Annotated in this window: 3 protein-coding genes; all 3 read right to left on the bottom strand. The window is 42.0% G+C overall.

Going from position 1 to position 14,302, the window contains the following annotated elements; genetic code table 11:
• Window positions 1–9,567, bottom strand: a 9,567-nt coding sequence (locus tag BGO88_RS12390; RefSeq protein ID WP_286707075.1) for a beta strand repeat-containing protein, incomplete at its 3' end; no start/stop codon positions are given.
• 37 nt (window positions 9,568–9,604) lie between these two features.
• A complete protein-coding gene (locus BGO88_RS12385; protein WP_286707074.1) occupies window positions 9,605–11,509 on the bottom strand; it encodes a PorP/SprF family type IX secretion system membrane protein in 1,905 nt (634 codons plus the stop codon).
• Window positions 11,510–11,513: 4 nt separating this feature from the next.
• Window positions 11,514–14,302: T9SS type B sorting domain-containing protein (locus BGO88_RS12380; RefSeq protein ID WP_286707073.1), on the bottom strand; the 2,789-nt coding region annotated here is incomplete at its 5' end.

Genomic DNA, 14,302 nt, shown 5'->3' with positions numbered 1-14,302 from the left:
GTTGAATGTGTTTGATGTTCCGTAGGCGAATGCAGGCGATATGGCATATTCAATCGTTCCCGTTCCACCAGTAGTGGTTATTTCAATACTTCCTGTAGCATCTCCAAAGCATAATACATTAGCTGTTACATTTGAAGTTGCTGTGATTGGTAATAAATTGTCAATAGTGAAAGGAACCGTTTTGGTACAGCCATTGGTGTGCTGTACGTAGGCGGTATGGGTTCCCGGTGGTACATTCGTAAACGTGTTGGAAGCCACATAATTGATTCCGTCCAAAGAATATTGAACATCACTTACAACTTCAATATTTACGGTTACTGTTACGATGTTTCCAGGTACATTATTTGTACAATTCGGCTGTACTGATACGGCTGGAATTACTTCTACCGCCGGATCCATATATTGTTCTACAGGTGGATTTACATTACATCCGTTAGAATCTCTTACGTAAATCAGGTATAGAGTATCCCCAACCAAATTCGTGAAGGTGTGCTGATTCCCCGTAACAGGTACAAATGTAACATTGTCAAGACTTACCAGATAATTTCCTGTTCCTCCGGTAATGCTGATTGCTATCGAACCATCGGCATCATTAAGGCAAAGTTCCTGATTAACGGTATCTACTGTTGCCACAAGCGGAGCCGGTTCTAAAATGTCAATATTTAACAATTCAAAACAGCCTTTCTGGTCTTGAACAATGACCTCATAGCTTCCTGGAGGAAGTGCGTCAAATACGTTGTCTGTCACAAATTGGTTGAGGTTAGGAGATATTGCATATTGAATAATTCCTGTTCCTCCTGTAGTTTGAATTTCAATGCTTCCGTTTGCATCTCCAAAACAAAGAACATCTTGCTTGATGTAGCTTACCGTTAGTTGGGCCGGGTCTGTAATGTTAATGACAGACGATGTTTCTCTACAGTCAAGACTCACTACACGAACATAATAATTTCCTGCCGGAAGTCCGGTAAAACTATTTCCTGCTTGCGGTCCTGCCAGAACATTGGATGCTCCGTCTAGTAATTCATACATATAACTGCCTAGTCCTCCGGTTGCATTGGCTGTAATGGCTGCTGTCGATTCTCCCGAACAGTTTATTGACGCGCTGCTCAGGTCCAGATTTAACTGTAAAGCCGGAACCGGCAATATGGTTACCTGATTTGTCAATACGGCCTGGCATCCGTTCGCATCTTTCACATAATATTGATAAGTGCCGGGACCTACAGTATATACTGAAGTATTTGAATAAGTTATTCCATCAGCACTGAACTGGTACGGTGGTGTTCCACCCGAACCGGATACGCTGATTTCTGCCTGTGTTAAACAGGTCATATTGCTGTTTGCAGATAAAAATCCTTGTAGCGGAGTTGGTTCAGTGATTGTTAATGTTGGTGTTGTCAGGTCACAATTCCAACCATCAGTAATCGTGATGCTGTAGATTCCTGCTCCAAGTCCAGGGAATTGCGGGCTTGTTTGAGGTCCGGAACTCAAAACAATTGTAGTTCCTGTTGCATCATAACGATTAAGGATGAATTGGTAGCTTCCTTGTCCACCTGCTACACTTAAGGCTTCAATCATGGCGGTAGTATCACCATGGCAAAGTACCTGGGTAACAGAGGCATTTATAGTAGCCGAGATAAGTGCCGGTTGTACTAATACAATTGTCTGGCTTACGATACAGCCTCCGGAATCTCTTACGGAGACAGTATAATTTCCTGCAGCCAAACCTGTAAAGGAGCTATTGGCGGCATACGCCTGAATAGTTGTTGAGGTTGTATTGTTTACTAATTCATATAGATAGGTTCCCCATCCGCCAGTGGCAGAGGCTGTGATTTCTCCCTGATTGTTGTCACAGGTTACATTGGCAGTCTGATTAGCGGTCAACTGTAATGGACTATCAGGAGAAGTAACGGTTACGGTGTTTGAGTTTTCCGTACAGAAAGGAGTATCAGTTGCCGTAACTACGACATGAAGGTTTCCTGCTGTCAGGCCATTTATTGTAAACGGATTTACTGCTGTACTTCCGTTTCCTGTTGCTACGGTTGTTCCTGCTGTATTGATAACATTGTATGAATAAGCACCGGTGTATCCTGTTACGTTAATGGTAAGGGTTCCGTCCGAATCTCCAAAACAAGTTACCGGGGTAGGATTGGATGCTATTACTTCAATCGTTTCAAACGGCAGAATTTCGTAAGGAACGGTAAGCATATAACATCCTGTTACGTTGTCTTTGACCTGGAAAGTGTAGCTTCCGGGCTGTGTCAGCAGTAATGTAGCGGTGTTATTCCCCGGACCCGGAGTGACAGATGCCTGTGACCCTAATGGCAAGACATCAAAAGTGAAATCTCCGGAACCACCCGTTACATTTATCTGTACAGATTCGTCATTGGTACAGGTAATTGCTGTTCCGCGAACTGCAGCAACTGCTGTTATTTCCGGTAAAGGATTGATAATTACCGTTGTGGTTTGCGTACAGTTATTACTGTCTTTTACCGTTACGGTTATATTCTGTGTGCTTCCATTGTCAACAATATTAAATGTGTTGGTATTTTGGAAATTAGTTCCATCAATACTATAGAAATAGGGAGCTGTTCCGGAAGGATTTCCTGTTGTGTCATTTTCAACAGTTACTGTAATAGTTGAAGTATTCACCACATTGGAAGTATTACAAGCAAAAGCCGTTGCTGAAGCACTGATATCTAAAAGTGACGGTTCAGTGATGGTTACAGTTTGAGCATCTGAACAGTTTTTTCCAGACATTACAGTAATGGTATAAGTACCTGCTGCCAATCCGGTAAACACAGGAGAGTTCTGCGTTATAGCCGGATTGGTTCCGTCGTTAACCGTGTAAGTATAAGGCGGATTGTCGTTTGAAGCTGGTAATGTTATTCTAATTACTCCATCTGAACCACCATTACAACTTACATTGTCAGAGCTTGTGGTGAAGGTTACCGGAGTAGGAACTTCTAATGAGATTGCTGCCTGTTCATTACAGTTTGAAGTCGTATCGTGAATTACTACAATATAATTTCCTGCTGCCAATCCGGTAAAGTTTGCTGTTGCCTGAGCAGTAACAATTGTATTGCCTGACCCGTCCTGAAGTTCGTATTCATAATTGCCAGAACCTCCAAAAGGGGTAACTGTAATTTCGCCATCGTTATTGGCACAGCTAGGTTGCAATGTGGCTGCCGGAGTAAGGTTTAACGGAACGAAAATTTGTAAGGTTTCAACATTTCCACAACCGTTGGCATCTTTTATCTGGATGGTATAATTTCCTGAAGAAAGATTATCATAGGTGAAAGATGCTGCTGCCTGATTTTGGAATGCTCCTCCGTTTATGCTATAAGAATAAGGAGCTACTCCGTTAACCGTTCTGTCTATCTGTATGGAAAAACTTCCTTCTGAGGTGCCGCATTGGTTTGTAACAGAAGCAGTGATAACCGGAGTTGTATCAGTTGGTAATGTGATTGGTGCCGACTGAATACAGTTGTTTGCGTCTTTGATGTATACGGTATAGTTGCCACCTTCTGTATTGAAAACATTGGCAGATGTTCCTGTCCAGGTTGCCACAGTTGGTGCCGGACCTCCCGCAGCAACTAATTGGTATTGGTAAGGAGCCGTTCCGTATTGTCCTGTAGCCGTAATCTGTCCGGCATTGGTATTACAGTTGTCATTTTTGGTCACCGCGGCAGATACCTGTAATAAGTTGGTAGACTGGCTTATGGCAAATGCAGGTGAAGCATTGGTACATCCTGTAAAAGCACCTCCTACTTCTGTAAATAAAATATAATAGTTTCCAGGAGGCAATGTGCCAAAATTATTTACTGTAACAGGTCCTCCGGAAAGTCCTGTAGAACTGCCTGTTATTCCGGTACTTGTATTGGACTGCGCATTGAAAATTTCATAATTTACCTGAGTTGCTCCGGTATCATAATTGCTGAACGTGAATGAAACATTTCCGTTGGCGCTTCCTGTACATGAAACATTGCTTACAACGTCAAGTGTTGCCGTCAGGTTAGAAGGCGAATCGATAGGAAGGTTGGCCGATTTGAAATAGTAACATTGTGTTACCACATCATACACCACAAACGTATACGTTACCCCGGGAGTTAATCCTGTGAAAGTTGTTGTTTCAGGGGTTCCAGGATCTGCAGGCTGATAATTGTTGGAGTAAGGAATAGTATTGTATTCTAAAATTGCAAACTGGAAGTTACCGCTGCTCACGGCAGAAGTTACTGTAATTTTAGCGGTTCCACCGTTCAAACAGTCTGTTGTCACGGCTGATACATCTATTACTAAGTCATCTGGTGGTGAAGCAATAATGATATTGTTTCTGACAACCGAACAGCCATTGGCGTCTATTACATCAACCTGATAGATACCAAAAGCCAGAATTTGGAAAGAATGGTCTTCTCCTGCCGTAGCATTATAACTATCAGAATAGCCAAAGTTATTGCTTACGTGATAGGTGAAAGGTCCGGTTCCTCCGGCTAAATTTCGAACGATAATCTCCCCATAGGATGTTCCTCCCGGATTATTACAAGTAATGTCAACGGTTGAAACGTTGAATGTAATAGGATTTGGTTGTGTTAAGGTAATCGTTTCGGTATCTGTACATGAATTACTGTCGGTAATGGTAATCGTATAATTTCCTGCAGGCAAACCTGAAGTTTGTGAGCCAAAGTTTGTACCTGTAGTCGTATTTACTACAGAAATAGCTATTGGTGCTACTCCGGCGGTATTGTCTATGGCTACAGCAATCGCTCCACTATTATCGCCATTACACAGAATGTTTTGTGTTTGGGTTACTGAAAGTATGGAAGGATTTGACAGCGGTGCTATTGTTGCCATGTTTGTACGTACGACACAGCCAATGTTGTCTGTAATCTGGAACTGATATGTTCCCGGTGTAGCTGTAGTATAATTTATTACCGACCCAACAACCGGAGTAATGGCTCCGTATGCTCCTCCGTTAACAGATGTCTGATAAGAATAAGGAGCTTGTCCGCCGTTGATAGTGATGTCTATTTCTGCATCTGGGCTGCTTGTACAATCCAGACCTTTATCCAATATTGAAACGGTTGTAAGTTGCTGGTTTATCGTTTGCGTAACAGTATCGGTACAACCGTTTGCATCTGTTACTTTAATGGTATAGGTTCCCGGCGTTAGATTGGCAAATGTACCCGATGACTGATTGCCTCCCCCGTTTATCGTATACGAGAAAGGGGCTGTCCCTCCTGTTACTGCTACGCTTATGGTAGCTCTGTTTGTCGTGTCATAACACAAATCAGAAGAAGCATTTATAGAAATTACAGGAGGTGTTGCCACTGTCATAGTGAATGGTACTATCTTCTGACAGACCATTGAGTCCAGTATATAAACCAAGCCATTACCAGGCGATGTCACGTTATTGAAAACCGGACTCGATTGATAGCCCATTTGGGTTCCGTCAGATGCGATCAATAAGTACTGGTAGTTGTTGCCCCAACCACCTGTTGCTGTAACGATTACACTTCCACCACCTGTGCAGGTAATCGGATTTACGGTAAGTGCGACGTTAAGTTCAGATGGTGGACTGTTGATTATCTGAGTTACCGTAGCAGTACAGTTAGTGGTATTGTCGGTTACAGTAATTGTATAAGTTTCAGCAGAAAGGATAGCTCCGGTTGAAATGTTACTCGTTGAAACATTGGTTCCGGAGGAAATGATTGTGCCTGAACTGTTCCTGATGATATAGTTATATGTTGTTGTGAATCCGCTTACAATATAATTCACATAACCAGTTGCTGTTGCAGGGTCAAAGCAGGCTGAATCTCCTTTTTCCAGAATATTTACGGCAATTGGTGTTACCTGATTGATTGTGTAATTTCTGGTAAAAGAACATCCGTTGGCATCCGTTACCTTAAAAGTATAAGTTCCCGGAGCCAGCCCGGAAAATACAGCATTATTTCCATTGTTTGCTATTGCAGCCGCCGGTGCAGTGATTTCATAAACAAATGGTCCTGTTCCTCCTGTTACAGTGAGTGTTACATCAGATGTCAAAGCCGGACAGACAGGTGCTGTCGCTGCAAAATAAATGTTTGTTGGAGGTAACAGCGGATTGATTGTAATTGCGTTTGTTCTGAATGTACAGCCATTAGCATCTCTGACGGTAACAGTATAAGTTCCCGCTGTTAATCCGCTAAATGAAGTTGCAGTACCAAAATTAATTCCGTCAATGCTGTATTCATAAGGAGCTGTTCCGCCGGTTACACTTCCGGCAGTAATGCTTATGGTTGCACCATTAGTGATACAGTTGTAAGGCTGTGTTTGGGTTACGTTTCCGGTAAGTGGTTCCGGTTGTGTCAATGTGAAATCAGTAGGGAATTCGCAGTTAAAAGTGGTATTTTCCTGAACAAAATAAGCTGTATAATTTCCCGGTGCCAGTCCGTTAAAAACACCGGATGTGCTGGTCGCGACTTCAAATCCTAAATCATCCCTCAATATAAAATGATATGAAAAACCATTCGCATTTGTCACGGTATATCGTATACTTCCATCGTTGGCTCCGTTACATTTAATGTTTTCAAAACTTGTGGTAAATACAACGTCCGGTAGATTTTGAATGGTTACCGGATTTGATAATGCCGTACAGTTATTATTGTCTACCATAATGAAAACATAGGTTCCTTGTTCTCCGAAAGGAATTTCAAAAGTGTCATTACTGGTATAATCGCCTGCTGCAGGGTTTTGCAATATTCCGTTAATGCTGTAAATGGCATATACATAAGGTGCTTCACCACCGGAAGGGGTCAATTTGATTTTGCCTGGAATACAGGTAATGTTCTGGAGAATAGTCGCATTCAGGTTAAGATTACTATTGTCCTGAATAGTAGTTGTGCTTGTAAAAGTACAGCCGTCATCAGTTCTTACTGTAACGGTATAGGTTCCCGGACTCAGATTTTGGAAAACATAATCATTGTCTGTGAGAGGTCCTACATTTAGAGTACTCGGACCTGAGATAGAGTAATAATACTGCGGCCTTACATTTAGAGCCTGTAGTCTGATGCTTCCAAATCCGTTACAGGAAGTGTTTTTGGTGATAACGTTTACCTGGAAGTTCAGGTCTGATACGCCTATGTCAGTAATAACGAATACGCAACCATCCGTAACACCCTGCTGCCTGATTTGCACCAAATAAGAGCCGGCCTGTGTAATCGGGAAAACCGGATTGCTTTGGTAAGGTACCAAAACAGTTCCCGTGTTTTGATCAACCAGCTGAAATTCGTAGGTTGAAGGTACGTTGGTTACTGTAATCTTTCCGGTAGTGTTACAGGTAATATTTTGGACGATGTGTTGTGCGTCTAAAAGGTTGGTATAAACGTTGAAGTAATATCTGTTGAAACAACCGTTTTGGTAATTGATGACTACGCGATATTGTCCTGCCAGCGTGACATTAAAATTGGTCCCGGTTCCTTGTTGGGTCCAAACGCAGGAAGGATTTTTATTAGCACAATTATCGATACCTACTGCCGGACAACTCGCTTCATTGAGTTTTTCCCAAATAATGCTTACGGCATTGGTAATGTTGGTCTGGATGAATCGGCTGTCGTTTAATCCGCATAAAAATATGTTAGGAAGTTGTTCTCCGTCGTTTGGACAGGTTACAATTTCATCTGCAAAAGGCAGTACCGGATTGGTTTGGTTTGTACCAAAACGGGTAACGGTAATGTATTCTGTAATTCCAATACAAGGTGGAGTAGGAGTGTTAACTACATAGTACTGTCCAGGAGCGGTTACCGTAATACTCTGGGTGTTTCCGATAACTGTACCACTGGCGTTATGCCATTGATAGGAAGCATAACCGGAACCTGCCGTTAGTACTACAGAAGCACCACAAAGAATTTCCGTTCTTCTGAAAGCACATTCATCAATATCAACAAGGAAGTTGGCAGGACCAGGTATTCCCAATCCGCAGGAATCCAATCCGGCCACACTTGGGTCATCAGAAATAATATTGCTGTTTAAGGCACCGCGGTAGGTGGTATAGGCCTGATTCTGTATAATGTTCGAACAGGCATTGGTCAGCTCGCTACAAGTATTTACTACCTGAACACGAATTTTGATAGTATAGGTGGGGTCGCCAATTTCGACAAGATTATTGGGCACCGTAAACGTCACTTGTCCTGTTGTTGGGTTATAAACATAAGTTACCCCGGGAGCTCCGCTTAAATCTATAGAATTAAAAAAGGTATTGTCTGGAAGAATGTCTCTAATCGTAAGATTTCGAGCGTCGTCGTTTCCAATATTCTGGAAAGTTAATACATAGTCTAAAACCTGACCAAGATTGACATCGGCTCCGCCAATATTGTTACCACTAATATCTCTTACGGTTTTAACTAGTTTTATTTCCGGTTCAATGACCTCTACTGCAAAGGAAGTCAGGAATGCACCATATCCGTCTCCCGATGTTAGTAGTCTTAAGGTTGCCCCAGTTTCGTTGTTAGGGATTATTCCATTTAATGGATTGGAAAGATTGAGCATATCCAAATCCAGACCCAGAGTATTGGTTCCATAAGGATTCCTGTTTGTGACCTGGGCATTATTATTGGTAATGGTAGAATTAAAGAAGTTGTTGGCCGGATTCAGCGTGTTGGAAACGTCTGTAAAAGTAGCGACCGTATTTGCTTTGATTCGCAACCTGTCATTTGTAATTCCGACATCACCTTCTAAAGCACCTACACCAAGTTTAGCACGAACAGGAAATGGAGCCGGAAGTGTAACGAAGCCATTTATATTAATATCGGCAGTTACATTTCCCTGAACCCCTGCATATCCGTCAAACGTAGAAATAAACTTTCCGGGCATGGTTGGATTTTCATAAATAACAACCATTACCCAACCGGCAGAACTTGCTCCTGACCGGCGTCCTTTTGCAGCACGTAGGTTGGCAAGTGTATAGGTTCCGTTCGGGTTCGCAAGTCCTCTTACCAAATTGGTTACGTTTTTATAACAGATGATAGGCGAATCTTTAAAAGAAGCAGCAATGTTTGAAGGATTATATCCATCAAAAATTATCGCATCTTCATCTCCGGCCGGGTCAGGATTGTTATCTGCCGTAAGGTTGATATAGGCGCCGCCAGGCAATTTAAATTTGACCTGATTCCAGTCGTTGAAACGTGGTGTTCCCTGCCATTCGGAATTTTGATTCGTGCTTCGCTCATAAGGATAAGTCGATGCCCAATACAATCCGGCATAGACTACTTTTGAACAGCTATTTCCTAAAGCCAAATCGGCAGAACTGGAACTGAAAGTAGATGGGTCGCCGTCAATATCGATGTATTCCATATTGAAGGAGTTGTTGTCACTTGTTCCGTTATAAGGAATGTTAGCTTCAGAAACATTGTTGGCTGCGGCTCTGTTAAGAATGTTATTTCCAACGAAAATGATGTCTCCTTTTACTTTCATACTTCCATTCTGGAGTCTGGGTGTAAAAGGAACAGGTACTTGTGCCTGAGCACTAAAACAGGCAAGAATAAGACATCCGAGCAGAACGATTGCCTTATGAAAATTGTTTGGGAGCTGGTGCATTGTTTTTGTTTTTAGTGGTATTTTTTTTTATTATTATTTAATTGGTGTTAATGCTCATTATCCAAATGGGATCAAAGTAGGAGTTATCCACATTTGAATAATAAGAAATTAAGGCTTCTTTCCATGAAGAATGCTTTTTCAGGTAGACATATCTGAAATTGTTTTTAGGGTTTATAAAATAGCTGGTTTCAATACCTCTGTTTTTCATTTTCTCCATAAACTTTTCGGTATTTTCCTGTGCTGCAAAAACATTAGCTATAATGTAATAGCCTGTTTCCAGTCCTGCTACTGATAGTTTATTACCTTTCTTAGGAGCATCCCGAGGTTTTGTTGTGTTCTTGGAATAGAATTCCTTGATTTCTTCTTCTGTCCTGGCGCTTATCTCTCTTTGCGCTTTTTCGTTTTTGAGGAACTGTTCTACGGAACCTTCCCGGCTGTCTTCTGTTTCATCATTTTTGTTTTTGGAATTAGTATCAACGTTCTTGTGGTTCTCATTTAACCCGAGTTCTTCGGGATTATCTACATGGATGATGTAGAGGTCTCTTTCCTTGCCTGATTTTTTCTTTTCGTATGATTTTAAGGCTTCCGGAAGCGATTCATAGCGTTCTATGACATCTTTGCCGTCAGCAGATTTTGATACGACATAATATCCGTTTTCGGCATCCTTCAAATCCTCCATGGTTTTTGGAACGATCTTTTTACCGGTTTTTGATTTGCGAAGCGTAATTGGTTTGGCAGTGGCCTCTTTGGCTGCGTTTTCTCTTTTGACATAGTCCATCAGATTTTTTACCTTCTGCTCAAATTCTGCCTTGCGGATATTTTCCACCGAATCTTCCTGCATCAGCATATCCAAAAGATGCATGTTGCTATCGTCCATTTGCAGGCGTAATTTTTCCAGTTCCAGTTCTTTGTCAAATTCAGGTTTTCCGTTTTTTGGTTTTTTTGAGGCTATCTTTTTGTCAATCGATTCAATTTGGGACAAAGTATCTTTTGCAGTAAGTGGTTTTTTATGCCCCAGAATTCTGTCCTGAAAAGAAAAAATCATGGTGATTTCATGGGTAGGGCCCAAATTAACAAGCCCTTCCTTGATAGTTCTTTCGTAGGTATAGCCTAAAGAAAGTCTTTTGGTGAAATGGAATCCCAGTCCAACACCCACACCATAAAAATCATCAATCCCGGTTTGGAACCAACCAAATCTTGGGAAATCTACAACTAATGACCCGCCCAATCCCAAATCATTTTCCTGACTTACTTTTCCACGAGCCATCAGTCTGAAACTGCTTCCTTCAAAAAGGTCTGTCAGTGAACTCATTTCATGCGAATACATAATATGGGCTGAAAAAGTTTTATCGGAATAATCTTTTGCCAGTTTGTTGGATTTGAAATCGTAATCGATAAAGTTTTCGGCGTAGACGCCAAAGTTAAAATTGCGATAGCGGAGGTTGAAACCAGGCTTGACGCTAAACAGGGAATTGTTACGCATGGCCAACAATACAGGGTCCGGTTCTTCGGTTACTGTCCTGTTACGGTCTACCCCGCTGTTGTAATACGCAAAATTAAACCCAAGGGTCAGGTCCATATTTTCATTCAGCTTCACATTGTAGGCATAGTTTGCAATTCCGCCAAAGCTTACAATTACGCCCAGATTTTGCTGATAGAGCCCAAAACCAAATCCGGCTCTGTCCGAAAATTTCCCGGTATAGGCAAGCATATATACTTTTGGCGAATCTTTAAATTGTATCCATTGGTTTCTGTGGTATAATGAAACATACGTATTGTCTTCACCAACAAAAGAGAATGTAGGGTTCAATAGGAAGCGGTTGTATTTTAAATTATTCTGTGACGGTATGTTAAAAGTAAGCACAGGGGTATCCTGCGCTTTTACAGAAGTAAAGGCGATGCAGAAAATAATAAAAGATAAAGCGAGGTAATTTTTAATCATTTAATTATTTTACAATTGTTATTGAACCTCGTTCTGTAATCTTGTTGCCTTCCATGATAGTATAATAGTACACGGGGTTTTTAAGGGAATAGGTAAAGGAGCTTTCCGGCCAGTTATTTAAATATCGTGTAGACCTGAAAACAATAGCACCGTCAGGTCCGTAAATGACCACTTCAACATTTTCATTATTGACATATTTGGTAGGCAGGTTCCAGGTATCGTTGATTCCGTCGGCATTTGGAGTTACAACATTCGGGATGGCCATCATGTTGTTTTCCATTCCGGTAACTACAAATTCTTTGGTCACCTGGCATTCACCCACTTTGGCAATAAGTTTGTAGGTTCCGGGTTCTTCTATTGTTACAGAAGGCCCGTTGGAAACTATTTGATCGTTAAAATACCATTCATAAGTATGAGCACCGCTTGCTGTCAATGTAATTGATGTGCCCAGTATAAGGGTGATGTCTCTTGGGGAATCGACGGTTATCTGTGACATGTCAAACGGAACGATTTCAAGGGTGTTTGATGTAATTGTGCAATCCAGATAGCTTACAACCAGAAAGTAATTTCCGGCACTGTTTACAGTGAGTGAGTTTTCAGTTCCAATAACAGTTCCATTTCCTTGTTTGTACCATTTATAGGTATATTCAGGACTGTTGATATTACTTCTTATCGTAACGGTAGTTTCTGATGAGCAAAGGATATCGTTTGTAGAGATAACCACTTCATTGGCAAAGCTCAAATTGACAGTAATGGCATTTGATACAATGACAGCATAATCAGGAATTGTAACTTGTAAGGTATAACTGCCGGTATCGTTATGATTGTTCAATGTCAGTGTCATTCCAGTCGCACCTGCTACCGGTTCGCCATTTCTGAACCACTGATACTGGTAATTGTAGGTGTTGTTTAAAATACTGATTGAACCGCTTGGCACTACAGCGTTAAACGAAGCAATCTTTAATGTTGCCGTAGTACTGCCGCATTGCTGGAACTCACTATTAGTAGCTATGGCGATATTCATTTCATTTGGATAACGCAGGTTGAAAGCAGTTTCTTTGATGATCTCGCATCCTTGTGTCTGTTTTACAACGGCTTTATAATCGCCATCCCTGTTTACGGCAAAAGAACTACTGCTTGAATTGCTTATCTGTATGTCATACCGGAACCAGTCGATTGCAGGCTGAAGGGCATCTGTAGTTACGGAAAGGGTTTTGACCTGCCCCGGAATAATTGTATCATCCAACGGACTGTTTGGTGTAAGATTAAAATCGCTTTCCCGTATTTCTATAGTATTGGATTCGAATGTACAGCTTCCCGTATTGACAGAAAGTTTATAGTTTCCTATTTCTGTGGCGCTAAAGTCAGGGTTGTTTCCTGTTCCGATTACGTCACCGTTTCTGAACCAGGTGTAAGTATAGGAGCTATTTGAAAAATTGCTCTGAATTATTACCTGCGGATTTTCAGGACACAATTGTCCGACAGCTATAATAGCCAAAGGCTGTCCTGAGAAAAGATTTACGGTTATGTCATTGGAAAATACGGGTGCGAAATCAGGTAAAGTGATTTGCAGTTTGTAGATGCCGTTTTCTGAAGGAGTGTTAAGTGTTAATGATGAAGCAATAGCTCCAACCACAGGATCTCCGTTTTTAAACCATTGGAAAGTATATCCGGAGGTATTGGTCACAGAAATAGTTCCTGATGGAGTAGTAGCAATAAGGCTGGTCAGACTTAATGTGATTGAGGTACTGGAACATTGCTGATAATCAGAATTAGCGCTGATGGTGCTTTCAAATCCGGTTGGGTATTCCAATACAAATATTTTTTCTGCAGTAGCGTTACAGCCTTGCGTCTGGGTAACCACGACCTTGTAAGTGCCGTTTTGTGTAGCCGTATAACTGCTCTGGTTGGCCCCCGGAATCGGGTCGTTGTTGCGGAACCACGCAAATTGAGGAGCCGTCGCATCTGTCGTTACGGTAAATGTTTTGGTTTCTCCCGGAAGCAGGATGTCCGTAGCAGGCGATGTGCTGGCAATGCTAATCTGTCCTATGGTTAGTGAAATGGCATTTGACTGTCTGGTACATCCGCTCTGGCTGATAATCAGGTAATAGTTTCCTTCCGAATCTGCAGTATGATTATACGTAGTGGCACCTGGAATTGGCTGGTCGTTTTTAAACCATTGGTAGGTATAGGCGGAATTGGCAACACTTGACGAAAGAGTAACGCTACTTCCCTCACACAGCGCTCCGGAACTGCTGATTGTAGTGTTTTCAGGCGATAGTTTTATGTCAACGGCATTAGAAACCACAGGCGCGAAATCAGGCAGGGTTACACTCACGGTATAGCTGCCGTTTTCTGTCGCGCTGGTTATGGTATGGCTCGTGGCTGTGGCTCCGGCAACAGTAGAAGTATTTTTAAACCATTGGTAGGTATAGGCACTGTTATTCCTGTTGGTCAGGTCGATTACACCTTGTGATGTGTTGGCAATAAAACGGGTAACGGATAAGGTAACAGGTCCGTTATCACAAGCCGTGTGGCTGGTGGTGGGGGTTATGGTTACTTCAAATCCGGTTGGGTATTCCAATACAAATATTTTTTCTGCAGTAGCATTACAGCCTTGTGTCTGGGTAACCACGACCTTGTAAGTGCCGTTTTGTGTAGCCGTATAGCTGCTCTGGTTGGCTCCCGGAATCGGGTCGTTATTGCGGAACCAGGCAAACTGCGGAGCCACCGCATCTGTCGTTACGGTAAATGTTTTGGTTTCTCCCGGAAGCAGGATGTCTGTAGCAGGCA

Source organism: Flavobacterium sp. 38-13, assembly GCF_001899155.1.
Lineage (GTDB): Bacteria > Bacteroidota > Bacteroidia > Flavobacteriales > Flavobacteriaceae > Flavobacterium > Flavobacterium lindanitolerans.
The sequence above is the reverse complement of the archived record's forward strand: the minus strand, read 5'-3'. Positions and strand labels throughout refer to the sequence as shown.